This is a genomic window from Comamonas sp. A23 (assembly GCF_004522605.1).
Taxonomy (GTDB): domain Bacteria; phylum Pseudomonadota; class Gammaproteobacteria; order Burkholderiales; family Burkholderiaceae_C; genus Comamonas; species Comamonas thiooxydans.
The window spans coordinates 148,852-173,551 of record NZ_RSDT01000012.1 but is presented as its reverse complement, the minus strand read 5'-3'; the positions used below and the strand labels follow the sequence as shown (position 1 = coordinate 173,551).

Annotated in this window: 19 protein-coding genes and 1 pseudogene; 6 read left to right on the top strand and 14 right to left on the bottom strand. The window is 64.4% G+C overall.

Translation table 11 applies throughout. The features are described from left to right. The 10 genes and pseudogenes from EIC84_RS22410 to EIC84_RS22360 form a co-directional block, all read right to left on the bottom strand. Window positions 1–157: pseudogene (locus EIC84_RS22410) on the bottom strand (electron transfer flavoprotein subunit beta/FixA family protein); the annotation flags it as partial. Window positions 158–193: 36 nt separating this feature from the next. Next, complete coding sequence (locus EIC84_RS22405; RefSeq protein ID WP_003062611.1) at window positions 194–1,168, bottom strand: nitronate monooxygenase family protein; 975 nt, start codon at window positions 1,166–1,168, stop codon at window positions 194–196. 7 nt (window positions 1,169–1,175) lie between these two features. Then, the gene (locus EIC84_RS22400; RefSeq protein WP_003062613.1) at window positions 1,176–2,189 is read right to left on the bottom strand and encodes a tripartite tricarboxylate transporter substrate binding protein; all 1,014 of its coding nucleotides are present in this window, start codon (window positions 2,187–2,189) and stop codon (window positions 1,176–1,178) included. Between the two features lie 225 nt (window positions 2,190–2,414). Further along, the gene (locus EIC84_RS22395; protein WP_003062615.1) at window positions 2,415–3,431 is read right to left on the bottom strand and encodes a tripartite tricarboxylate transporter substrate binding protein; all 1,017 of its coding nucleotides are present in this window, start codon (window positions 3,429–3,431) and stop codon (window positions 2,415–2,417) included. Window positions 3,432–3,692: 261 nt separating this feature from the next. Then, window positions 3,693–4,940, bottom strand: coding sequence for a CaiB/BaiF CoA-transferase family protein (locus tag EIC84_RS22390; protein ID WP_003062617.1), 1,248 nt, complete (start codon window positions 4,938–4,940; stop codon window positions 3,693–3,695). Between the two features lie 39 nt (window positions 4,941–4,979). Then, the gene (locus tag EIC84_RS22385; RefSeq protein ID WP_003062619.1) at window positions 4,980–5,771 is read right to left on the bottom strand and encodes an oxepin-CoA hydrolase, alternative type; all 792 of its coding nucleotides are present in this window, start codon (window positions 5,769–5,771) and stop codon (window positions 4,980–4,982) included. A 164-nt stretch (window positions 5,772–5,935) separates the two neighbouring features. Further along, window positions 5,936–7,063 carry an acyl-CoA dehydrogenase family protein gene (locus EIC84_RS22380; protein ID WP_003062621.1) on the bottom strand — a complete coding sequence of 376 codons (1,128 nt, stop codon included), beginning with the start codon at window positions 7,061–7,063 and terminating at the stop codon, window positions 5,936–5,938. A 169-nt stretch (window positions 7,064–7,232) separates the two neighbouring features. After that, complete coding sequence (locus EIC84_RS22375) at window positions 7,233–8,432, bottom strand: acyl-CoA dehydrogenase family protein (RefSeq protein ID WP_003062622.1); 1,200 nt, start codon at window positions 8,430–8,432, stop codon at window positions 7,233–7,235. Window positions 8,433–8,580: 148 nt separating this feature from the next. Beyond that, window positions 8,581–9,777 (bottom strand): acetyl-CoA C-acyltransferase, encoded by a 1,197-nt coding sequence (locus tag EIC84_RS22370; protein ID WP_003062624.1) that lies wholly within the window; start codon window positions 9,775–9,777, stop codon window positions 8,581–8,583. Between the two features lie 263 nt (window positions 9,778–10,040). Beyond that, window positions 10,041–12,158 (bottom strand): 3-hydroxyacyl-CoA dehydrogenase NAD-binding domain-containing protein, encoded by a 2,118-nt coding sequence (locus EIC84_RS22360; RefSeq protein WP_003062625.1) that lies wholly within the window; start codon window positions 12,156–12,158, stop codon window positions 10,041–10,043. A 112-nt stretch (window positions 12,159–12,270) separates the two neighbouring features. Here EIC84_RS22360 and EIC84_RS22355 point away from each other — a divergent pair, with 112 nt between their 5' ends. Then, entirely contained in the window at window positions 12,271–13,188 is a 918-nt protein-coding gene (locus EIC84_RS22355) for a LysR family transcriptional regulator (protein ID WP_003062627.1), read from the top strand. A gap of 54 nt (window positions 13,189–13,242) precedes the next feature. On the opposite strand, the gene EIC84_RS22350 is transcribed toward EIC84_RS22355, so the two are convergent. After that, the gene (locus EIC84_RS22350; protein WP_034361482.1) at window positions 13,243–14,259 is read right to left on the bottom strand and encodes an AraC family transcriptional regulator; all 1,017 of its coding nucleotides are present in this window, start codon (window positions 14,257–14,259) and stop codon (window positions 13,243–13,245) included. 349 nt (window positions 14,260–14,608) lie between these two features. Here EIC84_RS22350 and EIC84_RS22345 point away from each other — a divergent pair, with 349 nt between their 5' ends. Next, the gene (locus EIC84_RS22345; RefSeq protein WP_003062631.1) at window positions 14,609–15,451 is read left to right on the top strand and encodes a TauD/TfdA family dioxygenase; all 843 of its coding nucleotides are present in this window, start codon (window positions 14,609–14,611) and stop codon (window positions 15,449–15,451) included. Between the two features lie 681 nt (window positions 15,452–16,132). Here EIC84_RS22345 and EIC84_RS22340 read toward each other — a convergent pair. Beyond that, entirely contained in the window at window positions 16,133–17,191 is a 1,059-nt protein-coding gene (locus tag EIC84_RS22340) for a 3-keto-5-aminohexanoate cleavage protein (RefSeq protein WP_003062633.1), read from the bottom strand. 316 nt (window positions 17,192–17,507) lie between these two features. Continuing rightward, complete coding sequence (locus EIC84_RS22335; RefSeq protein WP_003062636.1) at window positions 17,508–17,987, bottom strand: VOC family protein; 480 nt, start codon at window positions 17,985–17,987, stop codon at window positions 17,508–17,510. Window positions 17,988–18,463: 476 nt separating this feature from the next. Between EIC84_RS22335 and EIC84_RS22330 the strand changes: the two genes are divergently transcribed. From EIC84_RS22330 to EIC84_RS22315, 4 genes are all read left to right on the top strand, one after another. Beyond that, a complete protein-coding gene (locus tag EIC84_RS22330; protein WP_003062639.1) occupies window positions 18,464–19,072 on the top strand; it encodes a (2Fe-2S)-binding protein in 609 nt (202 codons plus the stop codon). 2 nt (window positions 19,073–19,074) lie between these two features. Continuing rightward, entirely contained in the window at window positions 19,075–21,369 is a 2,295-nt protein-coding gene (locus EIC84_RS22325) for a xanthine dehydrogenase family protein molybdopterin-binding subunit (protein WP_003062643.1), read from the top strand. Between the two features lie 23 nt (window positions 21,370–21,392). Then, entirely contained in the window at window positions 21,393–22,688 is a 1,296-nt protein-coding gene (locus EIC84_RS22320; RefSeq protein WP_003062646.1) for a cytochrome c, read from the top strand. A 168-nt stretch (window positions 22,689–22,856) separates the two neighbouring features. Then, a complete protein-coding gene (locus EIC84_RS22315; protein ID WP_003062649.1) occupies window positions 22,857–23,930 on the top strand; it encodes an XdhC family protein in 1,074 nt (357 codons plus the stop codon). Between the two features lie 11 nt (window positions 23,931–23,941). Here the strand turns inward: EIC84_RS22315 and EIC84_RS22310 are convergent, their stop codons facing one another. Next, window positions 23,942–24,670 carry an aspartate/glutamate racemase family protein gene (locus EIC84_RS22310; RefSeq protein WP_034361486.1) on the bottom strand — a complete coding sequence of 243 codons (729 nt, stop codon included), beginning with the start codon at window positions 24,668–24,670 and terminating at the stop codon, window positions 23,942–23,944. Window positions 24,671–24,700 lie beyond the last annotated feature (30 nt).

Below are 24,700 nucleotides of genomic sequence, written 5' to 3'. Positions count from 1 at the left end.
CTTTTTCCTTCAGGCGCACGGCTTCTTCGACGGCGATTTCGTCAAAGGGGTTCATGCTCATCTTGACGTTGGCGATGTCCACACCCGTGCCGTCCGACTTCACGCGGACCTTGACGTTGTAGTCCACGACACGCTTGACGGGTACAAGGATTTTCATGAGAAAGCTCTTTCCTGGTTTTGAAGAGTGAAAGGCTTAGCGGGCCAGGCCCGCGAGCCGCTCGTTGATCAGTGCATGGGCCTGGTCCATGATGCCGGTGATCAGTTGCGCAACCGCCGGCACATCGTGGATCAGGCCCGCGACCATGCCGCAGGACCAGACGCCTGCGTCCATGTCGCCGTCGTGCATGATGCGCGGATAGACGCCAGCCACTTCGGGCGCAATGTCGGCAAAGGTGATGGCCGCGCCCAGCTCGCGCTCTTTTTGCAGCAGGCGCTCGGTGGCGGAGTTGGTCAGCACGCGCTCGGTGTTGCGCAGCGGGCGCATGACCAGACGGGTGTCGAGCTCGCTGGCCGCGACGATGGCCTGCTTGACCTTGTCGTGCACGGGTGCCTCCTGCGTGGCGATGAAGCGCGTGCCCATGTTGATGCCTTCGGCGCCCAGCGCCAGCGCGGCCACCAGGGAGCGGCCGTCGGCCATGCCGCCCGAAGCGACAAAGGGAATCTTCAGTTCTTCGGCGGCGCGCGGCAGCAGGATGAAGTTGGGGATGTCGTCCTCGCCCGGATGGCCGCCGCATTCGAAGCCGTCCACGCTGATGGCATCGCAGCCGATGGCCTCGGCCTTGAGCGCATGGCGCACCGAGGTGCACTTGTGGATGACCTTGATGCCAGCCTCCTTGAGCGCGGGCAGCCATTTCTGCGGGTTGTTGCCGGCCGTCTCGACCACCTTGACGCCGCCTTCGATGATGGCCTTGACATAGCCCGGGTAGTCGGGCGGGTTGACCGAGGGCAGAAAGGTCAGGTTCACGCCAAAGGGCTTGTCCGTCATTTCGCGGCAGCGCGCAATCTCGCGCGCCAGCAACTCGGGCGTGCGCTGGGTCAGGCCCGTGATGATGCCCAGGCCGCCCGCGTTGGAGACGGCGGCGGCCAGCTCGGCCAGGCCCACATGGTGCATGCCTCCCTGGATGATGGGGTGCTCGATGCCAAAGAGTTCGGTGATGCGTGTCTTCATGTCCTTGTCACTCCACTGCAATGCCCTTGTCGCGGATCAGCTGGCCCCAGCGCGTGTAGTCCTGCTGGATGCGCTGGCCCAGCTGGGCGGGATTCTGGAAAGTGGCGATGGCGCCCGCGTGGAGCAGCTTGCTCTGGACATCCTTGTCGGCCAGTATCTGCTGGACTTCGGAGGCGATGCGCTCGACCACCGCCTTGGGCGTGCCCTTGGGCGCGAGCAGACCGCCCCAGGAAACGGCGTCATAGCCCTTGATGCCTTGCTCGGCAATGGTCTTGATGTCGGGCAGCATGCTCACGCGCTGGGGCGAGCCCACGGCGATGGCTCGCAGCTTGCCTGCCTGAATATGAGGCAGCGCGGCCACGAGGTCGGCATACATGATGGGCACCTGGCCGCCGATGGTGTCGGTGATGGCGGGCACGCCGCCCTTGTAGGGCACATGCTGCATGTCGAAGCCGGCCATCTGCTTGAGCAGTTCCATGCTCAGATGGCCGAAGCTTCCGGCGCCCGAGCTGGTGTAGTTGAGCGCTGATTTCTGAGCCTTGGCGTGGGCGATCAGGCTCTTGAGATCGGTGACATCGGGCAAAAGCGTGGGATTGACCACGATGACGATGGGCAGGTCATAGACCGTGGCTACGGGCGCGAAATCCTTGACCGTGTCGTAGCCGGCCTTCTTGTACAGATGGGGTGCCAGCAGCGTGGGCGTAGCCAGCATCATCAGCGTGTAGCCGTCGGCCGGACTCTTGGCGACCTGCACGGCCGCGATGGAGCCCGAGGCGCCGGGGCGGTTTTCCACGACCACGGTCTGCTTGAGGCGCTCGCCCAGCTTCTGGCCCACGATGCGCGATGCCGTATCGGTAGGGCCACCGGCCGGAAAAGGCACGACCAGGCGCAGCATCTTGGCTGGCCAGTCGGTCTCGGCCAGTGCGCCGCCGGCCAGGCCGGCCAGCAACGGCGCTGCGGCCAGGGCCAGAACGCTGCGCCGGCTGGTGCAGGCCTTAAGTGCGGGATTGCGCTTGTGCATGAAGTCTCCTGTCAAAGCTGTCTCAGCAGTCGTCGGTGGTGGCCCACTGCCGCAGGCCGTAAAAATCAGTCATTCAGTGATCCATGGCGCTGCGCGCCACCCACTGCCCATGAAACCGGCACGGCCCAACCCCAGGGACACCGAGGAAGGGCCGCCCCGCACCGAGGGTGTTGTCCCCCTCCCGCGAAGCGAGAGAGGGGGAAGGCGCAAAGCGACTCAGGGGGTTTAATCAAGCTTGGCGCCAGCCTGCTCGACCAGCGCTTTCCAGATCGGCATATCGCGCTGGTAGTTGTCGCGGAAAGCCTGGGGGCTGTTCATCATGGGTATGAAGCCGGCGCCCGCGATGCGCTCCAGCACCTTGGTGTCCTTGATGATTTCGCGCAGGTGGCCGTAGAGCTGGTCCACGACCTCCTTGGGCGTGCCTGCGGGTGCGCCCATGGCCACCCAGCCGAAGATGGAGTAGGCGTCGTCATGCACGCCCTGCTCGTAAATGGTGGGCAGCTTGGGTAGGATGTCCATGCGCTCCTTGCCGGTCACGCCGATGGCCTTGAGACGGCCGGAATCGATGAAAGGCTTGGTGTTGAGCGCGCTGGAAAAGCACAGCTGCAACTGGCCGCCGATCAGCTCCTGGATCATGGGTGCCTCGCCCTTGTAGGCGGCGTGGTTCATGTCGGCATCCATGGTCTTGCTCATATAGGCACCGGCCAGATGGGCATACGAGCCCACGCCCCAGGACCCGTACGAGAGCTTGCCCTTGTGCGCCTTCACATAGGCCAGCAGCTCCTTCATATTGTTGGCCGGCACCGAAGGATGGACGACCAGCGTGACGGGCGCTGCGGCGATCTGGCTGATCAGCGCGATGTCTTTTTGCGGGTTGTAGGGCAGCTTGGTGTAGAGGAACTGGTTGATCAGCATGGAGGTGCTGAGCGAGACCATCAGCGTGTGGCCATCGGGCGCGGCCTTGGCCACGGCCTCGGTGCCGAGGATGCCGGCCGCGCCGCCGCGGTTGTCGATGACCACGGGCTGGCCCACGCGCTTGGCCAGGACCTCGCCGATGGTGCGCGCGATGATGTCGGTGGCGCCGCCCGCGTTGAAGGGCACGACCACGCGGATGGGCTTTGCGGGCCAGGCCGGCTTGCCTGCCTGCGCGAGGGCGCTGCCGGCGGCCGTGGCCAGCAGGCTTCCGCCGCCGATGGCGGCCAGCCCTTGCAGAAGATCGCGGCGTGTGACTGGGATGCTCATGGTTTGTCTCCTATGAAGTCGCTGTCTTTGTTTGCCGTCTTATGCGGCCTTTAAACTTGCTTTTCAGTTATTTTTGGCTCTATGAGATGTCCGCTGCCTGTGAGCCTGACACAGCCCAACGCAGCGACACCGAGCAAGGGCCTATGCCGGCCGCACCGCCCCGCTGCGAAGGTGTCGCCGGCTGCCCGTACGCTCCCTCCCGCGAAGCGAGAGAGGGCGCCGTGCACACGGGGGAAGCCGCACAGCGGCTCAGGGGGTGCTTCATGAAGGCTCCTGGGGCAGCGTGAGAACGCCCTTGGCTTGCAGGTCCTGCAGTTGCGCATCATCGAGCGTCAGCAGGCGCTGCAGCACTTCTCGCGTGCCCTCACCCAGCGTGGGCGGTGCATGGCGGATGGGCAGACGCTGCCCGTCCAGGCGGTAGGGCGGCGCGAACACGGGCGTGGTGCCGACCACGGGATGGGGCATGTCGCGCAGCAGCCCGCTGCGGCGCGTGCGCTCGCTGGTCAGGGCCTCGTGCAGGCCGGCCACACGGCCGCAGGGAATGCCTGCAGCCGTCAGGCGCTCCAGCAGCAGATCGCGCGGGAAGCTGCCAATCAGTGCCTTGAGCATGGGCAGCAACTCCAGCCGGTTCCGGGCCCGGTTGACGTTGGTGGAGAAGCGCTGGTCCTCGACGATGTCGGGGCGCATGATGACTTGACGGCAGAATTTGTCGAACTGACTGTTGTTGCCCACGGCAATGATCAGCGGGCCGTCGGCGGCCTCGTACATGCCGTAAGGCACGATGGAGGGGTGGGCATTGCCGTAGCGCTCGGGGTCGTGCCCCAGTTGCAGGGCATCCAGGCCGTAGTAGCCGGTGACCGTGATGCCGCTGTCGTACAGCGCCATCTCTATGAGCCGGCCCTTGCCCGTGCGCTCACGGCGGAACAAGGCGGCCAGCACGGCCTGGGCAGCATACATGCCGGTTACCAGATCCACCACGGCCACGCCGAATTTGAGCGGCGGCATGCCTGCCTCGCCGTTGAGCGCCATCAGGCCCGCCTCGCCCTGGATCACCAGATCGTAGCCGGGGCGCTTGGCCTCGGGGCCGCTGCTGTCATAGCCAGCCACTGCGCAATAGATCAGGTCGGGCTTGATGGCCTTGAGCTGCTCGTAGCCTAGACCCAGCTTCTCGGCGCCGCCGGTCTTGAAGTTGTGGATGAGCACGTCGAACTGAGGCAGCAGTTCATGGAGGATCTTCACGCCCTCGGGCGTTTGCAGATCCAGCGTGATGGACCGCTTGTTGCGGTTCATGCTGTTGTAGTAGGTGGTCTCGGTCTTGCCGATGCGAATGCCCCAGTCGCGCGTGTCGTCGCCGCGGCCCGGGTGCTCGACCTTGACCACCTCGGCGCCGAAGTCGGCCAGTACCATGCCGCACAGCGGCCCGGCGAAGACGCGGGACAGATCGAGTACCTTCACTCCCTCCAGCGGGAAGTCGACGTCCTGGTTCTGTTCGGTATTGCTGTCGGCCATCTGCCTTGTCTCCTTGGAAAATCTTGGTTTGTTGAGCGCTCAAGCACGCAATTTGCTGAAGTCGGCACTGCGCTTTTCGAGAAAGGCGGCAATGCCTTCACGGGACTCTTCGCTGCCCTGGGAGCGCACCATGTGCTGTGCCTCCAGCTCCAGCTGCTGCTCCAGCGTGTTGCGCGGTGCCTGGCGGCACAGGTCCTTGATCAAGGCCGTGGCCTGGTCCGGGCCGGTCGCGATCTGGGCGGCCAGCGCAACGGCATCGGCCAGAGCCTGGCCGGGCTCGGCCAGGCGATTGACCGGGCCCAAAGCGTGCATGCGTTCGCCGCTGATGCGCTCGCCGGTCAGGCACAGCTCGGTCAAGACCTGCCGCGAGACGAACTCGGCCAGAAAGGCTGTGGCGCCGCCGTCGGGCGTCAGACCCACTTTCACATAGGCCACGGAGAACAGGCTGTCGCGGGCGGCCACCAGCATATCGCAGGCCAGTGCCAGCGACAGGCCCGCGCCGGCCGCCGCGCCTTCGACGGCAGCGATGACAGGCTTGGGACAGTCGCGCACGGCGCGAATCAGGTCGTGCAGGCCTTCAAGCTTTTCACGGCGCTGCTCCACGGGCAGTTCGCGGCGCCTGGCCAATTGGCGCAGATCGCCACCGGCGCAGAAATGCCCGCCCTCGCCCGTGAGCACGACCGCGCCCACACTGGCGTCAGCCGCAGCCTCCGCCAGCGCGGTCGTGACGGCCGCGTAGAACGCGGGCGACAGCGCATTGCGCGCGGCCGGGTTGTTATTGCTCAGCACCAGTACGGCAGCTTCGCGGCGGGTCAGCAGGACTTCACTCATCTTCGTTCTCCAGTTTTAGGCAGCACTTACCGCCTGTAGCCGACCCACTCCGCCAGGGACAGCCCGCCGGCCGCGCCGCAGCGAGGCTGTCGTCCCCCTCCCCTAGCGCGCAGCGCGTAGAGAGAGAGGGGGAAGGCGCGAAGCGACTCAGGGGGGAGCTCATTTCAGCCCAAGGCCATGAAACGCGCCAGGTGATGGTCCTCGTCGCCAAACTGGTGGTCGATCATGATCAGTCGCTTGGCGTAATGCGCCAGCGGCAGCTCCCAGGTCATGCCGATGCCGCCATGCATCTGTATGCTTTCCTCGGCCACCAGGGTCCCCACCGAGCCCACGGTGTACTTGGCGGCAGACAGCATCTTCTCGCGCTCGGTGCCCTGGGCGTTGTCGATGGCATCGGCCGCATTGATGACCGTGGAGCGCACCTGCTCCACCTCCAGCAGCAGATCGGCCATGCGGTGCTGCAGCGCCTGGAAGCTGCCGATGGCCACGCCGAACTGCTTGCGCGTCTGCAGATACTCCAGCGTGTTCTGCTTGGCCACATCCATGGCGCCCAGCGCCTCGGCAGCCAGCGCCAGCAAGGCAAAGCCCTGAACATGCTCGAGCACGCCATGGCCCTGGCCCTCGGCACCCAGCAGCGCATCCTCGGCCAGTTGCACATTCTCGAAAGTCAGCTCGGCGGCGCGGCCGCCTTCCATGCGGCTATAGCCACGCTTGGCAATGCCGGCGGCATTGCCGTCGACCAGAAACAGGCTGATGCCGGCAGTATCGAACATGCCGCCTGCGGTGCGCGCGGACACCAGCAGCAGATCAGCTTTCTCGCCAAAGGCGACCACGCTTTTAGCGCCGTTGAGCACCCAGCCCGTGGCGGTCCTGGCCGCCGTGGCCGTGACCTTGTTGAGCTCGTAGTGGCTGCCTGGTTCGTCGTGCGCCAGAGCGGCGATCGCGCTGCCGGCGATGATGTCCTCCAGCTGGCGTTTTTGCGCATCGCTGCCGGCCGCAATCAGGGCCTGGCCCACGACCAGCGCACCCAGCAGCGGCTCGGCCACCAGGCCACGGCCCAGCGACTCGAACACCACGCTGATGTCAAAGCCCGAGCCGCCAAAGCCGCCCTCTTCTTCCGGGAACAGCGCGCCGATCGCACCCAGCTCGGCAAATTGCGCATACAGCGCGGGGCTGTGACCTTCTGCACCATAGGCCAAATGGTTGCGCTGTTCGATACCGTACTGCTCAGAAACAAAGCGGTTCAGGCTGTCCGCCAGCATGCGGCGGTCTTCGGTGTGTGTGAAGTTCATGACAAATTCTCTCTACCCAACAGGTCATCTATCCAGATCGCTCGGCATCACCGCTTTCGAGGGAGACACCGAGCAAGAGCCGCCTCGCAGCAAGGGTGTCGTCCCCCTTGGGGGCGCCCGGCTAGGGGAAGGTGCGGGGCCGCCCAGGCGCAGCGACTCAGGGGGGATTTCACAAGCCCAGAATCATCTTGGAGATGATGTTCTTCTGGATTTCGTTGGAGCCACCGAAGATCGACAGCTTGCGGTAGTTGAAGTAGTTGGCCGAGGCCGTGGCGGCTTCGTCGATGCCGCCCAGGGGCGCCTGGTCATAGCCTTCGTACTGGGCCTCGTCGATATAGGGCACGGCATACACGCCCATGGCGCGGCGGATCAGCGACAGGATCTCCTGGCGGATCTCGGTGCCGCGGATCTTCAGCATGGAGCTCTCCGCACCGGGCACGCCGCCACCGGCAACGGCCGCGATCACGCGCAGATTGGTGGTCTTCATGTTCTCAAGGTCGATCTCGACACGGGCCATGCGGGCCGCGAACAGCGGGTCCTGGCTCAAAGGCTGGCCGTTCTTGTGCACCTTGGCGGCGATGACCTTGAGCTTGGCCAGGGCCGAGATGCAAAAGCCCACGCCCGCAATGCCGGTGCGCTCGTAGGTCAGCAGATACTTGGCATAGGTCCAGCCCCGGTTTTCCTCGCCCACCAGGTTCTCGGCCGGCACCTTCACATCGGTGAAGAAGACTTCGTTGACTTCCTTGTCGCCGTCCAGCGTACGGATGGGGCGTAGCTCCACGCCGGGGCTGTTCATGTCCACCAGCAAAAAGCTGATGCCGGCCTGGGCCTTGGCTTCACGGTTGGTGCGCACCAGGCAGAAGATCATATTGGCGTGCTGGCCCTGGGTGGTCCAGGTCTTCTGGCCGTTGACGATGTAGAAGTCTCCATCGCGCACGGCCGTGGTCTTCACCGAGGCCAGATCGGAGCCCGCGCCGGGCTCGGAATAGCCCTGGCACCACCAGTCCTGCCCGCTCAGAATGCGCGGCAGCCAGTACTTCTTTTGCTGATCGTTGCCGTACTTGATCAGCACCGGCCCCAGCATGTTCACGCCGAAGGGCACGATGCGCGGGCCGCCCGCCAGGGCGCACTCGGTGTCGAAGATGAACTTCTCGACCGCCCCCCAGCCCGGACCACCATGCTCCTGGGGCCAGTGATTCGCATACCAGCCGCGCTCGTTGAGAATGGCATGCCATTCATCCTGATCAGCCTTGCTCAGGCGCTGTCCGGCCTTGACCTTGGCCGAAATATGCTTGGGCAGCTTTTCCTTGAGAAAACTCTGCACCTCGGCGCGAAACGCCTCTTCCTGGGGGGTGAATTGCAAATCCATTGCTATTTCCTGGTAATCCATGGCGCTGCTTCTGGCGCCTTTAATCTTCAAACTGGCATGCTCTTGCGCCAGAGGCTGCAAGCAAGGGCCGCCCCGCAGCAATGCAGCCGTCCCCCCTTGGGGGAAGACGCGCAGCGGCTCAGGGGGATCAAAAGATCTCGAAGAGGCCAGCAGCACCCATGCCGCCGGCGATGCACATGGTCACCACGCCGTACTTGACCTTGGGGTTGCGGGCCTTGCGGCGCTGGCCTTCAAGCAGGATGTGGCCGGTCAGGCGTGCACCCGTCATGCCGAAGGGGTGGCCGATGGCAATCGCGCCGCCGTTGACGTTGAGGCGCTCGTTGGGAATGCCCAGCTGACGCTGGCAATACAGGGCCTGCGAGGCAAAGGCTTCGTTCAGCTCCCAGAGGTCGATGTCATCCACCGTAAGGCCGTGGCGCTTGAGCAGCTTGGGCACGGCAAACACCGGGCCGATGCCCATCTCGTCAGGCTCGCAGCCGGCCACGGCGAAGCCGCGGAAAGCGCCCAGGGGCTTGAGGCCCAGGCGCTCTGCCAGCCTGGCTTCCATCACCACGCAGGCGCTGGAGCCGTCGGACAGCTGCGAGGCATTGCCGGCCGTGATGAAGTTGCCAGGGCCCTTCACAGGCTCCAGCTTGGCCAGTCCCTCCAGCGTGGTGCTGGCGCGGTTGCAGTTGTCCTGCGTGGCCACCACGTCGCGGTAGGTGACTTCGCCGGTTTCCTTGTTCTTCTCCATCATGCGTGTGGAGCAGGCAATGATCTCGTCCTTGAACAGATCGGCGGCCTGGGCCGCAGCCGTGCGCTGCTGGCTTTGCAGCGAGAACGCATCCTGGTCTTCACGCGTGATGCCATAGCGCTTGGCCACCACATCGGCGGTGTCGATCATGGCCATATAGAGCTCGGGCTTGTGCTCCACCAGCCAGGGGTCCATGTCGGTGGGCAGATTGTTGCCGGCCCGGATGCCGGAGATGGTTTCGATACCGCCGGCCAGCATCACGTCCACGCCCTCGGCCACGACGCGACCCGCCGCGATGGCGATGGATTGCAGACCCGAAGCGCAAAAACGCGTGATGGTGGTGCCGGCGATCGACAGCGGCAGCCCGGCGCGCAACACGGTCTGGCGACCCAGATTGCGGCCCTGGAAACCGTCGGGGTTGCCGCAGCCCAGAATCAGGTCCTCGATCATTTCGGGATCGACACCCGAGCGCTCCACCGCCGCCTTGACGGAGAAAGCAGCCAGCTGGGCGGCAGGAGTGATGTTGAACTCGCCACGATGCGACTTGGTCAGCGGTGTGCGGGCGGTGGAAACGATAACGGCTTCACGCATGGTGCTTGTCTCTGTGAATGTTGAAAACTATTTCTGATAGCTGTCTGCGCTTGTCATTCATTGCCTTCAGATGCTTTTCATACTGAAATCAATGCAAATCATGCGCTAGCAGCTACTTTTTTGATTAATCGCTCAAAAACTGACACGCCCCTTAGCCGGACTGTCGAGCAAGGGCCTAGGCGGCCCCGCCTCCCCGCAGCGAGGGCAGTGTCCCCCTCCCGCGAAGCGAGGGAGGGGGAAGGCGCGGAGCGCCTCAGGGGGTGTTACTTATTCAAACTGTCGAAGTTGCGCCCCTCGGCCACCAGCTTCTGCAGCAGCGGCGCAGGCTTCCAGAACAGCGCGTCTTCCTTGGCAAAGGCTTCGATATCGGCCAGCACCTTGGCCAGGCCCTGCATATCGGCCCATTTCATGGGGCCGCCGCGGTGGCGCGGAAAGCCGTAGCCGGAGATAAAGGTCACGTCCACATCCAGCGGGCGCAGCGCAATGCCCTCGCCCACCACCTTGGCACCTTCGTTGACCATGGCGGCCATGTAGCGGCGCATGATTTCCTCGGCCGTGAACGGGCGCGCTGTCACGCCCTTCTTGGCGCGCTCGGCATCCACAATCGCCAGCACTTCGGGGTCGGGCTGACCGATGCGCGCGCCTTGCGGATAGAGGTAGAAGCCGCGTCCCGTCTTCTGGCCGAACCAGCCGTTTTCACAGATGCGGTCGGCAATCTCCACATAACGGGCCTTGGGGTCGCGCGTGGCAGCGCGGCGCTTGCGCGTGGCCCAGCCGATATCGCCGCCGGCCAGGTCGGTGACCTGGAAGGGCCCCATGGCAAAGCCGAAGCCGCGCACGGCCTCGTCGATCTCGTAGGGGCTGGCACCGTCCTCCATAAGGTAGTCGGCGGCCTGCTTGTAAGTGGCCAGAATGCGGTTGCCGATAAAGCCGTCGCAGACGCCGGCACGCACCGGCACCTTCTTCATCTTCTTGGCCAGCTCGAAGGCCGTGGTCACCACATCGGGCGCCACCTTGGCGGGCACGACGATCTCCAGCAGCTTCATGATGTTGGCCGGGCTGAAGAAGTGCAGACCGATCACATCCTGCGGGCGGCTGGTGACGGCGGCAATCGCATCGATGTCCAGATACGAGGTGTTGGTGGCCAGCACGGCGCCGCTCTTGCAGACGCGGTCCAGCTCCTTGAACACCGCCTTCTTGACTTCCAGGTCTTCAAAGACCGCCTCGATCACCAGGTCCACATCGGCAATGTCGTCATAGCGGGTCGAGGGCGTATAGCGCGCAAGAATAGCGGCCTTGGCCTCCTCGCTCATGCGGCCCTTGGCGATCAGGCCGTTGTAGACCTTCTCCACATTGGCCTGGCCGCGTGCGATGGATTCGGCATCGCGCTCGATCATGGTCACGACCAGCCCGGCATCCAGCGCCGAGACGGTGATGCCCGCGCCCATGGTGCCGCCGCCGATGATGGCAATCTTGCTGAAGGCGCGCGGCTGGGCAGCGCGGGCTTCGGGAATCTTGGCCGTCTCGCGCTCGGCAAAGAAGGCGTGGATCAGGCCGGCGCGCTGCGGGCTGTCGATGCAGGCCAGAAACTGGGCACGCTCGAACTTCAGGCCTTCGGCAAAAGGCAGGTCCAGCGCAGCCTGAACGCAATCGATGATCTTCAGCGGCGAGAACAGGCCGCGCGACTTCTTGGCCGTGTCCGCACGCAGCGCATCGAGTTCCGCCTGGGCGGCAGCCTTGTCGGCCAGGCGTCCCGGCGTGGCGCTGACAGGACGCAGCGGCGCGCCCTGCGCCAGCAGTTCACGTGCATAGGCCAGGCCCGCGGCCACGGGGTCCGCGCCATCGTCCAGCTTGTCCACCAGACCGGCTGCCAGTCCGGCTTTGGCGCCGATCTGCTGGCCGCTGAGCATCAGCTCGGTTGCGGCCTTGACGCCCATCAGGCGCGGCGCACGCTGGGTGCCGCCGGCGCCGGGCACCAGACCCAGGGAGACTTCGGGCAGACCCAGCTTTGCACCAGGCAGCGCCAGGCGGTAATGCGCCGACATGGCAATCTCCAGGCCGCCACCCAGTGCCGCGCCATGAATCACGGCCACCACGGGCTTGCTGCAGGCCTCGATACGGTTGCAGACATCGGGCAGGAAAGGCTGGACCGGGGGCTTGCCGAATTCGCGAATATCGGCACCGGCGATGAAAGCCTTGCCCTGACCCACGATAACCACGGCCTTGACCGTGGCGCTGGCATCGGCCAGCTCCATGGCCGCCATCAGACCCTGGCGCACGGCAGCGCCCAGCGCATTGACGGGCGGATTGTTGACGCTGACGAGCAGGACGTCACCGTCCTGCTTGAGTTCAACGACAGAAGTGCTGGCTTCGGCGGTCATGCGAGTCTCCTGAATCTCTTTATGGAATGGGCTTTATTTTTACGACGACAATGTTTTCTAACAATCCCATGAATCATTGACAGACTGTCAAAGAAAATTAGACAAATACGCCATGGACTCCCAATCACTGACCCTGCTGGTCGAAATCATTGATAGCGGCAATCTCAGCCAGGCGGCGCGCAAGCTCAAGATGACGCGCGCCAATGTGAGCTATCACCTGACCCAGCTGGAGAAGTCTGCGGGCGTGCAACTGGTCAAGCGCACCACGCGCCGCGTGGAGCCCACGGAGATCGGCATGCGCCTCTATGAGCACGGGCGCAACATCCACAACGAAATGCTGGCCGCACGCGAGGCCATCACGGCGCTGGGCCAGAGCCTGCAGGGTCGCGTGGGCATCAGCGTGCCCAGCGGCTACGGCCAGATCGTGATGAGCGAATGGCTGATCGAGTTCAAGCGCCTGTACCCGGGCATCGTGCTTGATGTGCTGTTCGAGAACCGGGCCGACAATCTGCGCGACGATGTGGACATCATCGTGCGCGTGATCCAGGAGCCGCCCCTGTCCCTGGTGGCGCGCAGCCTGGGCACGGTGCGCTACCTGGCCTGCGCCTCACGCGAATATGCGCAGACCCACGGCCTGCCCAGAACCCTGCATGCCCTGCGCGCCAGCCCGCTGATCACCGCCGGAGTCACGGGGCGGCAATTGCGCCTGGCCGCCTATCTGGGCTCCGAGCGCCACGAAGTGATGCTGGAGCCCACCATGATCTCCGAGCATTTCCCTTTTCTGCGCGACGGCATCCTGGCCGGTCTGGGTGTGGGCCTGGTGCCCGACTATGTGGTGCAGGACAAGCTGGCCACGGGCGAGGTGCTGAGCACGCTGGACGAGTACCGGCTCAGCATTTTCGGCACCCATATGTATCTGCTCTACCTGCCCAACCGGCATCAGACCAAGGCCGTGCGCACCTGCATCGATTTTCTGCTGGCCAAGGCCCAGCCCGAGGCAACCCGGCTGGCCGCGATGCCCCAGCCCTGAGCCGCAACGCAAAACGCCAGCGAGCAGGCTGGCGTTCTCATGCGGGCAGAGGCCTCAGGACAGGCTGCGATTCAGATTCTGCTGACGCCAGCTGCTGGGGCTTTGCTGAAAATGCTTGCTGAACCAGCGCGTGAACGAGCTGTTCTCGGCAAAGCCGGCCTGAGCGGCCGCTTCGCTCACCGACAGCTGCGGATTCTGCAGCGCACGCAGCGCGGCCTGGCTGCGCACGGCGTCCAGCGTTTCCTGAAAGCTGGTGTTCTGGGTTTCGAGGTGCCGCTGCAGCGAGCGCGCCGTGTAGCCGAGCGCCCCTGCCACATGGGCAATGCTGTGGCGACCGTGAGGCAGCAGCGACTGCAAGGTGCTGCGCACCTGCTGCTCCAGCGACCGGGCCATGGGCCGCGGTGCATGGCTCTCCATCAGGCTGCGGGCGTGGCTCTCCATGAGGCTGTCGTGGTCGGCATCGATGGCCTCCAGATCCTCGTTGCTCACCACGATGCCATCGAAGTCCGAGCCAAACACAATCTCGCTGCCCAGCACGCGGCGATGGCTCATGGTGCTGCCTGGCGAGCTGTGCGAGAAGTGGATGCTGGCCGGGCTCCAGCCCCTGCCCAGCTGATATCGGCACAGACTCATCAGCGCCGTGATGCCCAGCTCGACCGGGTGGCGCCCCGGGTTCTCGCGCTCGGTATCCAGGTTCAGCTGGATGATGGAATAGCGCCCCTGGGTCACCACCTCCGTGCCCACGGTGGTGCTGATCATGTGGTCATAGTCCTTGAAGGTCTTGAGCATGCTGGAGAGGCTGGCCTGGTGCTGCAGCAGCAGGCTGATCGGCCCGAAGTCGGACAGACGCCAATGCGAGCCCATGAGCAGGCCCAGCGAGGCATGCCCGGCCTGGGCGGAAGAAGCCTCGAGCAACTGCGCAAACGCAGCTTCGGGAACCATGAGATCGGGAGAATTCAGGCAGCTGTGGTCCAGCCCCACCTGGCGGAACATGCGCAGCGGGTCAATGCCGAGCTCATTCGCCACCTTGGCGTATTTGCACAGGCTCACACTTCGGATACGGGGCTTCATCGTGACCAGGAAAACGGTTGACCCGGGTACTGCGCAACAGGCCCGGATTTCATGGATGGACACAGGCCTTAAGGGCAACCTGCGTTTCGGGTGTTGATGTTTATCAATATCACAACAAGCAGTCAATCAATGGATACCAGTAGATCGCGACAGATATGACGGTTCGGCGCGCAGATGCGTCCACTTCAAGACACCCCAGGCCCGGCCCTAGGGTTTTCCTTGCACCCACCCAAGAGGGCAACAAGCTGACGCGATCGGTCAAGCCCCAGGACTGTTGCTGCGCCGAGAATTTTTCCATCAGACGGCGGCGCCCTGCATCAAGGCCTTGCCGGGTACTTAGGAGAAGACCATGAAAGTCGAACAACTGACCTGCAGCATCGGCGCTGAGGTTTCCGACATCCACCTCGGCGATGCGTCCCGCGACAAGGGCCTGGCCGAGGAAATTCGCGCCCTGCTGCTGCAGCACAAAGTGCTGTTCTTCCGCGATCAGGACATCACGCGTGCCGAGCATGTGGGTTTTGCCCGCCATTTCGGCGATCTGGAGGATCACCCCGTGGCCGGCAGCGACCCCGACCACCCCGGTCTGGTGCAGATCTACCGCAGCGAAAAGCGCGAAAACTACGAGAACACCTATCACACCGACGGTCAGTGGCGCGAGAACCCGACGATGGGCTGCGTGCTGCGCTGCATCGAAGGCCCTGCCGTCGGTGGCGACACCATCTGGGTCAATATGGCCGAGGCCTACCGCAATCTGCCCGAGGACATCAAGAAAAAAATTGACGGTCTCAAGGCCAAGTCCAGCATCGAGCACGGCTTCGGCGCCGTCATGCCCGAAGAAAAGCGTCTGGAGCTGGGTCGCCAGCATCCTCCGGTCGAACATCCCGTGGTGCGCACCCACCCCGAAACCGGCGAGAAGATTCTCTACGTCTGCAGCTTCACCACCCACTTTGCCAACTACCACACGCCCGAGAACGTGCGCTATGGTCAGGACAAGACGCCCGGTGCCAGCATGCTGCTGAACTATCTGATCAGCCAGGCGGCCATCCCCGAGTACCAGGTGCGCTTTCGCTGGAAGCCCGGCAGCGTCGCCATGTGGGATAACCGCTGCACCCAGCATTACGCCGTGCAGGATTACTGGCCCGCCGCGCGCAAGATGGAGCGCGCTGCCATCATCGGCGACAAGCCTTTTTGAGCGAGCGCCACCTGCGCCGCATGCCGGCGCCGGAACACGGCGCATCACACCGGCGCTGCGCAAAAGCAATAGCTTGTATCGCTTGACTGCCATTGAAGATAAAGTCATAGCTGCCTGAAACGCTTTTAAATCAAGCGCAGGCAGCTATTATTTTTTCTGTCATCACCTCCTGCATGAATGTGCGCCTGACCAGGCCCCGCCTTGCGCCAATCGCGCCCTGAGGCCGATGACAGAGCGCAGGCCCGGGAGGGCGACAGCACTGCCAGGTACAACCAGCCATTGCTGTGAGCCATGGCACGCGCGAGCCTGACGAGCCTGAATACCACAATGGTGATCCTCGTCAACCGCGCCTGCAGCATCTCTGCGCGGCGAGTCGGTGACGAGCACTGCAGCGTGCGCATCACGGACCTCCCGCTCCTCCCGCGCCTTGACAGCTGTGAGCTGGCCAGAGGCATGCTCAAGACCATCCATCCATCCGCAGCCGCCGGCCCAGACGCCTTCACCAGGCCTGTCTCAGGCCCGGCCCCAGCCTTGCCAGAGCCATTTTTCCATGTCTGCCCGAAATCATCCGCGCATGAAAAAGGCCTCCATCGCGGAGGCCGTTTTTGCGCATGTCGGTTCAGCAGAGACCGCTTGCAGGCGAGGCCGTGATCGCCTTGCCTGCAAGCCTGTCCCGGGAGATCAGGAGGTCTTCCTGAGGAAACCCTGGTTGGCGCCGGGCCGGTTGGGCGCAAAGCCGTTGGCGGCCAGGCTTTCCTCCACGCTGTCGTAGAACACGCCGATCTTGCTGATCTCGCGCGCCTCCTTGGCGGTGGCGACAGGACGACCGAATTCGCGCGAGATGCGCACCAGTTGCTCGATCTGCGAGACGGTGCTGGCCTTCTCGGTACGCGTCTGGTTCCACAGGCAGTCTTCGGTGCCGCAGCGCACATGCAGACCGGCGGCAATGCCCCACATGTTCACGGGCAGCACGTTGCGCACATTGCTTTCCACGGTCAGCACGGCGCCATCGGGCACGGCGCGCACAAAGTTGGCCAGGCTGTACAGGCTGGGGGTGTCCATGCCGCCAGCGATCGCCACCCAGTTCATGACCAGCGGGCCCATGTAGAAGCCACGGCGCATCAGGCGCTCCACCGACTCGAAGCTGTTCAGGTTGTAGCACTGGAAAGCGCTCTGGATGCCGGCCTTGGTCAGGCGACGCACATGCTCCTCCACCCAGCCCGGCTGGGCGGGCACGGTCATTTCCTTGTAGGCATTGAACAGCGTGGGATTGGCGCGCGAGGTACCGGCAAAGTCCGCGTCTTCGGCCTGATCGGTCACGTTCATCTGCGAGGTGTTCACCGTCACGGTCACCTGATCGGGCACCGGGTCCAGATCGGCCAGCATGTGGCGGGTGTCGTCGGAGAGCCATTTGGCCGCCTGACCTTCATCCTCGGGTGCAAAGCTGATGGAGCCGCCAACCTGGATGATCATCTCGGGCACGGCCTTGCGCACGCCGGAGATCAGCTCGTTGAACTTGGACAGGCGCTTGCTGCCCTTGCCGTCCAGCTCGCGCACATGCAGGTGCAGCACCGTGGCGCCCGCGTTATAGCAGTCCACGGCTTTCTGGATCTGCGCCTCCATGCTGACGGGAATGTCTTCGGGAAAATCCGAAGGCAGCCAGCCCGGAGCATAGGGCGCCGCAGTAATGATCAGGGGTTGCTGGTTTTCGGGGAACAGGTGGCCGTCGAGGAAGTTCATGACATGTCTCCAAGTGAATGCGGGCTTCGACGGACAGCCATGGCCGCGGCTTGCCCGCCCTGTGCAATGCCGCCAGGCATTCAAAAGGCATGGGCAACACCGGCCGGCAGGCACCGAATCGTCGAAATTGAAAGCAATTTCACTGTAGGAGAGCTGTCTGCAAAGCGTTTGCCCCAGGACGCTCAAAGCTTGGCAAAGTGCGCCAGAGCACGCGGGCACTCCGATGCGCCCTTGCTCCGACCCGGACCGTCGCAGCTGTGCAGCGACGATGAATGCAGCCTGCCAGCCTGTCGCTGCTCCTATCGCAGCCGCCCGCCTAGCCGCGCCAGGCAGCCTCGATGGCGGCGATATCGATCTTCCTCATCTCCATCATGGCTTCAAAAGCCCGTCTGGCCGCCGCGCGATCCGGGTCGGCAATGGCCGTGGTCAGCACACGCGGCGTGATCTGCCAGGACAGCCCCCAGCGGTCCTTGCACCAGCCGCACTGGCTTTCCTGGCCGCCGTTGCCGACGATGGCGTTCCACAGGCGATCCGTTTCCTCCTGATCGTCCGTCGCAACCTGAAACGAAAACGCCTCGTTGTGCTTGAAGACAGGGCCGCCGTTCAGGCCCAGGCAGGGAATGCCCATGACCGTAAATTCGACCGTCAGAACATCGCCCTGCTTGCCGGAGGGGTAGTCGCCCGGTGCGTGGTGGACCGCGCCCACGGCGCTATCGGGAAAAGTCTGGGCGTAGAACCTGGCGGCTTCCAGGGCCTCGCCTTCGTACCAGAGACAAATCGTGTTTTTGCTGACCATCTTGGCTCTCCTGAACAGGGACTGATGAATGTCTGCAAACCCGCAGACCGCGGACCCCTCTCTATCGAGGCACCGGTGCGCCGGTGCGCCGGTGCGCCGATGCGCCAATGCGTCGATGCACCGGCGGCTTTCGGCGTCTGTGCATTGAAGCCGCATTTCCCCAGCGCTTCAATCCCCATATCAGGAGCGCAGGGTCATGCCTTGCCAAACAGCCTGGCAGTCCGGCTCTCGCCACGGCTGCGGCCCGGACGGCTTCTCGTGCGCTCGGGGCCGCATGCGGAACCACGCGCGCCCTGCCTGGCCCCGGGGCCGCAGCTCCGAACGCTGAAGCCGCCGCTCGGCACCGGTCTGCTTACCCCCTCGCTAGCGCACACCAGAGCAATCGAATCTGCTTTATATCAAGCCAGGCACCTTTATTTTTGTCTAGTCATATAATTGACTACACATATATAAGACTGACTCTTGAAACCTACGTCATGAAATTCACTCTGAACGGCCAGGAAGTGGACGCGCAAAGCGCCACTGCCGACACACCTCTTTTGTATGTGCTGCGCAATGACATGCAGCTCAACGGCCCCAAGTTCGGCTGCGGCCTGGGCGAATGCGGTGCCTGCGCCGTGCTGATCGACGGCAAGGTGGCGCGCTCCTGCTCCGTGCCCCTGAAGGCCGTCGACGGCAAGAAAGTCACCACGCTGGAAGGCCTGTCGCCTGACGCCAGCAAGGCCGCCAGCGCGCAGGCCCTGCAGGACCGCGCCGTGCTGGATGTCAGCGCCGCCGAGACAAAGGCGCCTGCCACCCCACGCACCTACACCCTGCATGTGGTGCAGCAAGCCTTTGTCGATGCACAGGCTGCGCAGTGCGGCTACTGCACCAACGGAATGATCATGGCGCTGGTCGCCCTGTTCAACCAGCAGCCCAAGGCCAGCGACGAAGAAATCAGGCACGCACTGTCCGGCCATCTGTGCCGCTGCGGCACCCATGTGGAAATCATGCAGGCCGCCGCGCGCGCCCGCGAGCTGATTGCCAAGGGCCACAGCCCTGCCCTCCCCGCCGCCGGCGCATCCACAACCGCAAAGGCTGCCTGATCATGAAATTCTTCACCAAAGACAATCACGCCCAGCTCACCCGTCGCCAGTTGCTCAAGGCCGGCGGCATGCTGATGGTCGGCTCCGTTGCAGGCGGCCATCTGCTGATGGCCCAGACCGCCCCCGAAGCTGCCGCCAAGGGCGCTTTCCCTATTCCCTCGGCCAAGCTGGTGGACAGCTTCATCGCGATTGGCGCCGACGGCTCCGTCACGGCCTACAACGGCCACGTGGACCTGGGCACGGGCGTGCGCACGGCTCTGGGCCAGTTGGTGGCCGACGAGCTGTATGTGGACTTTGCCGCCGTGACCATGGTACTGGGCCACACCGCCCGCACCCCGGATCTGGGCCCCACCATTGCCAGCAACACCATCCAGGTGTCGTCCCTGCCCATGCGCCATGCCGCAGCGCAGGTGCGCCAGCTGCTGATCAAGCTGGCCAGCGAAAAATCCGGTGTTCCCGCTGACCGCATCACCACCCAGAAAGGCTTTGTCATCGCCGGCGGCAAGCGCTACGGCTATGGCGAGCTGGTTCAGGGCCAGGATCTGCAGATCGAGGTCGACGACAAGATCGAGCTGCGCAAGTCCGGCTTCGAATACATCGGCAAATCGGTGCAGCGCGTGGACATCCCCAACAAGGTGCTGGGCGCGCTGACCTATATCCACGACCTGCGCGTGCCCGGCATGCTGCACGGCCGCGTGATCCGTCCTCCCTACACCGGCGCCGATGCCACGGCGCCCCTGGGCTCCAGCCTGGTGTCGGTGGACGAGAAGTCCATTGCCCATCTGCCCGGCATCGTCAAGGTCGTGGTCAAGGGCGACTTCGTGGGTGTGGTGGCCGAGCGTGAAGAGCAGGCCATCGCTGCCATGCGCCAGCTCAAGGTCACCTGGAAGGAATGGAACGGCCTGCCCGATATGTCGCTGAGCGGCCTGCACCAGACCCTGGTGGACCACGCCAAGACCGACCGCGTGCTGCAGGAAGACGAAGGCGCGCTGCAGGCCATCGAGCAGGTCAAGACTGCGCTGACCCGCGACTATGTCTGGCCCTATCACGCTCACGGCTCCATCGGCCCGTCCTGTGCGATTGCCGAAGTGGGCAACGGCCAGATCCAGGTCTGGACCGGCTCGCAAAACCCTCACGACGTGTGCAAGGACATCGCTAAGCTCATGGACGTGAATGCCGACAACATCAACGTCACCCGCCTCGAAGCCTCCGGCTGCTACGGCCGCAACTGTGCGGACGACGTCTGCTCGGACGCCGTGCTGATGTCTGCCGCCGTGGGCAAGCCCGTGCGCGTGCAGCTGATGCGCGAGCAGGAAGCCGGCTGGGAGCCCAAGGGCACGGGCCAGCTGATTCGCGTGCGCGGCGGCCTGGACGAGCAGAACAATGTCGCCGCCTACGAGCTGCGCACCTGCTACCCCTCGAACAACGCCTCGGCGCTGGCATTGATTCTGACGGGCAAGGTGTCCGCCAAGATAGAGGCCCAGCAAATGGGCGACCGCACGGCCATCCCGCAGTACGAGTATCCCAAGATGCGCGTGATCTCCCAGGACGCCGTGCCCATCGTGCGCGCCTCGTGGATGCGCGGCGTCTCCGCCTTGCCCAATGTGTTCGCCCATGAGTCCTGGATCGACGAATGCGCCTACCTGGCCAAGGCCGACCCCATCGAGTACCGTCTGCGCTATCTCAAGGATCCGCGTGCCGTGGCACTGATTGCCGAGGCCAAGAAGCAGTGCAACTGGCAGGAAGGCCCGGCGCGACGCAATGCGGCAGCTGACGATCAGCGTCTGGTCAAGGGTCGCGGCTTTGCCTATGCCCGCTACTTCCACAGCAAGTTCCCCGGCTATGGAGCGGCCTGGGCGACCTGGGTGGTCGACGTGACCGTGGACCGCGAAACCGGCGAAGTCAAGGTCGACAAGGTCTTTGTCGCCCAGGACACCGGCGCCATGGTCAACCCCGCAGGCGTGCGTCATCAGGTGCACGGCAACGTGGTGCAGTCCACCAGTCGCGTGCTCAAGGAGTTCGTCACCTTCGACAAGAGCGGCGTCACCTCCGTGGAATGGGGCGGCTACCCCATCCTGCGCTTTGACGAGCTGCCCGAGATCGATTCGCTGCTGGTCGAGCGCCCCAACGAAGCGCCCATGGGTGCCGGTGAATCGGCTTCCGTGCCCAGCGCCGCCGCCGTGGCCAACGCCATCTTCGACGCCACCGGCGTGCGCCTGCTGGAAGTGCCGTTCACGCCCAGCCGCGTGCTGGCCACGCTCAAGGCAGCCAAGAGCAGCGCCGCCTCGTCCAAGTGACTCCACCGATAAAGAACATAGATATGCGAACGTTCCAAAAGATTCTGGCGGGCGGTGCGGCTGTAGTGGTCGTGCTGGCTGCCGCCGGCCTGGCTCTCACCCATCAGGGCGAGATTGCGCCCCAGTCAGCCATTCCCGCGGCCGACTTCACGCCCCAGCAGATTGCCAAGGGCAAGCTGCTGGCCGCCATGGGCGACTGCGCCGTCTGCCACACGGCAGCCAACGGCAAGACCAATGCGGGCGGTCTGGCCATGCCCAGCCCCTTCGGCACCATCTACACCAGCAACATCACGCCCGATCTGCAGACCGGCATCGGTAGCTGGAGCTATGAAGCCTTCGAGCGCGCCATGCGCCACGGCGTGGACCGCGAAGGCCAGTACCTCTACCCCGCCTTCCCCTACACGGCCTTCAGCCGCGTGACGGATGAGGACATGAAGGCCTTGTACGCCTTTCTGATGAGCGAGCCTGCCGTGGAGAACGAGGCGCCCAAGACCGCGCTGAACTTCCCCTACAACGTGCGCCGCGGCATTGCGGCCTGGAACTGGCTCTACCTCAAGCCCGGCGTCGTCAAGGACGATGAAAAGCAGGCTCCCGAGTGGAATCGCGGTGCCTATCTGGTCGAAGGCCTGGGTCACTGCAGCGCCTGCCACACACCGCGCAACGGCCTGGCCGCCGAGAAAACGGGTGAATTCCACCTGAGCGGCGGCAGCGCCGAAGGCTGGGATGCCCCCGCTCTGACGGACAAGACGGCCTCGCCCCTGCCCTGGACCAAGCAGGATCTGGTCGACTATATGAAGACCGGCTTCTCGGCCCGTCACAGTGTGGCAGCCGGCCCCATGGCTCCCGTGGCCCACGGCCTGTCGCAGCAAAGCGATGCCGACCTCGACGCCATTGCCACCTATCTGATGAGCTACCGCAAGGCCGACGCCGCCCCCGGCGATGCCAAGGCACTCATCGAGGAGAAGACCGCCAAGCCCAAGCTGGCACTCGATGCCGAAGGCTATCGCCTGTACCAGGGCGCCTGCATGGCCTGCCACAAGGCAGACCCTTCGGGCAGCAGCTTCGGCGTGCGTCCCCAGTTGGCCCTGAGCACCAGCCTGCACTCCGCATCGCCCGACAACGCCATCATGGCCGTGCTCGAAGGCGTGCAACATCCGGCCCATGCCGACCTGGGCACCATGCCGGCCTTCCGTCATGCGCTCAGCGATGCACAGATCGCCACCCTGCTCAACACCATGCGTGCCCAGTACGGCGTGGACGAGTGGAAGGACCTGGCTGCCAAGGTAGGCCAGTTGCGCAAGCAGACCCAGGCGCATTGACAGCAGGCGCTGCCAAAGCGCTGCACAGCTCTGCACAAGCCGGCCTTCCCTGTCCTTCAGGCCTCGGAAGGCCTTTTTGCGCGTGATCATTTACGGGTAGCGCCGCTACCCGGTGCCCGCCTGATGCTTCAAAATTGCAGCGAGCGAGAGAAACAGAGAAAGCAAGCAATGGACAATATCGACGTCTTGGTACTCAAGGCATTGCGTGACTGGCGCTCGGCCGGCCAGCACGCCTTGCTGGCCACCGTGGTGCGCACCTGGGGCTCGTCCCCGCGCCCCGTGGGCTCCATGATGGCCTTGCGCGAGGACGGTCGCGCCATTGGCTCGGTATCGGGCGGCTGCATCGAAGACGATTTGATAGCTCGCCACACCAAGGCCCTGAACCAGAACCTGGGAATTCCCGACGGCCCGCCGCAGTTGGTGCGTTACGGCGTGAGCGCCGACGAGGCCCACCGCTTCGGCCTGCCCTGCGGCGGCACGCTGGAGCTGCTGCTGGAATTCAACCCCGATGCGGCCAGCCTGCAGCAACTGGTGGCCGAGCTTGAAGCAGGATCACTGGTGAAACGCAGTGTCGACTGCAGCAGCGGCGAAGTCCGCCTGCAGACGGCCGAGCACCCCGACGCGCTGGAGTTTGACGGCCAGCAACTCGTCAACCACCTCGGCCCCGGCTACCGCATGCTGCTGATCGGTGCAGGGGCCCTGGCCGAATACCTGGCCACCATGGCCTTGTTCAACGGTTTCACGGTCACCGTCTGCGACCCGCGCGAGGAATATATGGGCAGTTGGTCGGTGGCCCAGGTCAACACCGTCACCGACATGCCGGACGATGCGGTCACAGCCTTCAAGCCCGATGCGCGCAGCTGCATCGTCGCCCTCACCCATGACCCCAAGCTCGACGACCTGGCCCTGCTCGAAGCCCTGCACAGCTCGGCCTTCTATGTGGGCGCCATCGGCTCGCGCCGCAACAACCACGCAAGGCGCGAGCGCATGATGGAGCACTTCGGCGAGACCGAAGCCTCGCTGGCCAGACTGCGCGGCCCCATCGGCCTCTATATCGGCAGCAAGACTCCGGCAGAGATCGCGGTGAGCGTAATGGCCGAGATTCTGGCCGTGAAAAACGCCGTGCCGCTGCCGCAGGCCATGTCGGTGGAGGTGGCCAAACACGAGCATGACATCGCCATGAACGAGGCCAGCACGCATTGCGCCATTCCGGAAATCCTCCAGCCGGGCTCGGCGCGCTGATATCCGGCGACTCAGGCCCGTAGCGCAAAATCCACGGCCGCTGCAGCATGCAAGGCCGTGGTGTCCAGCACCGGCAACACGCTGTCTTCGCTCTTGATGAGCAAGCCGATTTCCGTGCATCCCAGCACCACGGCCTGCGCGCCACGGGCCGCCAATGACTCGATGGCACGCTGATAGAGCTTGCGCGACACATCGCTGATCTGCCCCGCGCAAAGCTCCTCATAGATGATGCGATGCACCTGCGCGCGCTCGGCTTCGCCTGGCACCAGCACCTTCAGGCCGAACTGCTGCTCCAGCCTCTCGCGCATGAACGGCTGCTCCATGGTGAAGCGCGTACCCAGCAGCCCCAGCACCTGCACACCGGCTGCGCGCGCGGCCGCACCGACCGGGTCGGCTATGTGCAAAAACGGGATCGACACGGCTGCTGCCACCCGATCCGCCACCTTGTGCATGGTGTTGGTGCAAAGCAGCACACAGTCGGCGCCACCGGCTTGCAGACGCCGGGCGGCATCGGCCAGCAACGCTGCCGCATCGTCCCAGCGGCCTTCATGCTGGGCCTGCTCGACAGGGCCGAAGTCCACGCTGTACATCAGCAGCCTGGCCGAGCGCAACGCGCCCAGACGCTCCCTGACACCCTGGTTGATCAGGCGGTAATACTCGGCGCTGGATTCCCAGCTCATGCCGCCGATCAGGCCTATGACGCGATGCGGCCCGGTGCTTGTTTGCAGGTCTTGATTCATGAGCAGCAGTGTGAGGCCGGCCGACCGCCA

What these genes read in the sequence shown, in the direction of transcription:
- EIC84_RS22405 (WP_003062611.1), bottom strand. Translation starts at nt 1,168, where the DNA reads ATGAAGACACGCATCACCGAACTCTTTGGCATCGAGCACCCCATCATC.
- EIC84_RS22400 (WP_003062613.1), bottom strand. Translation starts at nt 2,189, where the DNA reads ATGCACAAGCGCAATCCCGCACTTAAGGCCTGCACCAGCCGGCGCAGC.
- EIC84_RS22395 (WP_003062615.1), bottom strand. Translation starts at nt 3,431, where the DNA reads ATGAGCATCCCAGTCACACGCCGCGATCTTCTGCAAGGGCTGGCCGCC.
- EIC84_RS22390 (WP_003062617.1), bottom strand. Translation starts at nt 4,940, where the DNA reads ATGGCCGACAGCAATACCGAACAGAACCAGGACGTCGACTTCCCGCTG.
- EIC84_RS22385 (WP_003062619.1), bottom strand. Translation starts at nt 5,771, where the DNA reads ATGAGTGAAGTCCTGCTGACCCGCCGCGAAGCTGCCGTACTGGTGCTG.
- EIC84_RS22380 (WP_003062621.1), bottom strand. Translation starts at nt 7,063, where the DNA reads ATGAACTTCACACACACCGAAGACCGCCGCATGCTGGCGGACAGCCTG.
- EIC84_RS22375 (WP_003062622.1), bottom strand. Translation starts at nt 8,432, where the DNA reads ATGGATTTGCAATTCACCCCCCAGGAAGAGGCGTTTCGCGCCGAGGTG.
- EIC84_RS22370 (WP_003062624.1), bottom strand. Translation starts at nt 9,777, where the DNA reads ATGCGTGAAGCCGTTATCGTTTCCACCGCCCGCACACCGCTGACCAAG.
- EIC84_RS22360 (WP_003062625.1), bottom strand. Translation starts at nt 12,158, where the DNA reads ATGACCGCCGAAGCCAGCACTTCTGTCGTTGAACTCAAGCAGGACGGT.
- EIC84_RS22355 (WP_003062627.1), top strand. Translation starts at nt 12,271, where the DNA reads ATGGACTCCCAATCACTGACCCTGCTGGTCGAAATCATTGATAGCGGC.
- EIC84_RS22350 (WP_034361482.1), bottom strand. Translation starts at nt 14,259, where the DNA reads ATGAAGCCCCGTATCCGAAGTGTGAGCCTGTGCAAATACGCCAAGGTG.
- EIC84_RS22345 (WP_003062631.1), top strand. Translation starts at nt 14,609, where the DNA reads ATGAAAGTCGAACAACTGACCTGCAGCATCGGCGCTGAGGTTTCCGAC.
- EIC84_RS22340 (WP_003062633.1), bottom strand. Translation starts at nt 17,191, where the DNA reads ATGAACTTCCTCGACGGCCACCTGTTCCCCGAAAACCAGCAACCCCTG.
- EIC84_RS22335 (WP_003062636.1), bottom strand. Translation starts at nt 17,987, where the DNA reads ATGGTCAGCAAAAACACGATTTGTCTCTGGTACGAAGGCGAGGCCCTG.
- EIC84_RS22330 (WP_003062639.1), top strand. Translation starts at nt 18,464, where the DNA reads ATGAAATTCACTCTGAACGGCCAGGAAGTGGACGCGCAAAGCGCCACT.
- EIC84_RS22325 (WP_003062643.1), top strand. Translation starts at nt 19,075, where the DNA reads ATGAAATTCTTCACCAAAGACAATCACGCCCAGCTCACCCGTCGCCAG.
- EIC84_RS22320 (WP_003062646.1), top strand. Translation starts at nt 21,393, where the DNA reads ATGCGAACGTTCCAAAAGATTCTGGCGGGCGGTGCGGCTGTAGTGGTC.
- EIC84_RS22315 (WP_003062649.1), top strand. Translation starts at nt 22,857, where the DNA reads ATGGACAATATCGACGTCTTGGTACTCAAGGCATTGCGTGACTGGCGC.
- EIC84_RS22310 (WP_034361486.1), bottom strand. Translation starts at nt 24,670, where the DNA reads ATGAATCAAGACCTGCAAACAAGCACCGGGCCGCATCGCGTCATAGGC.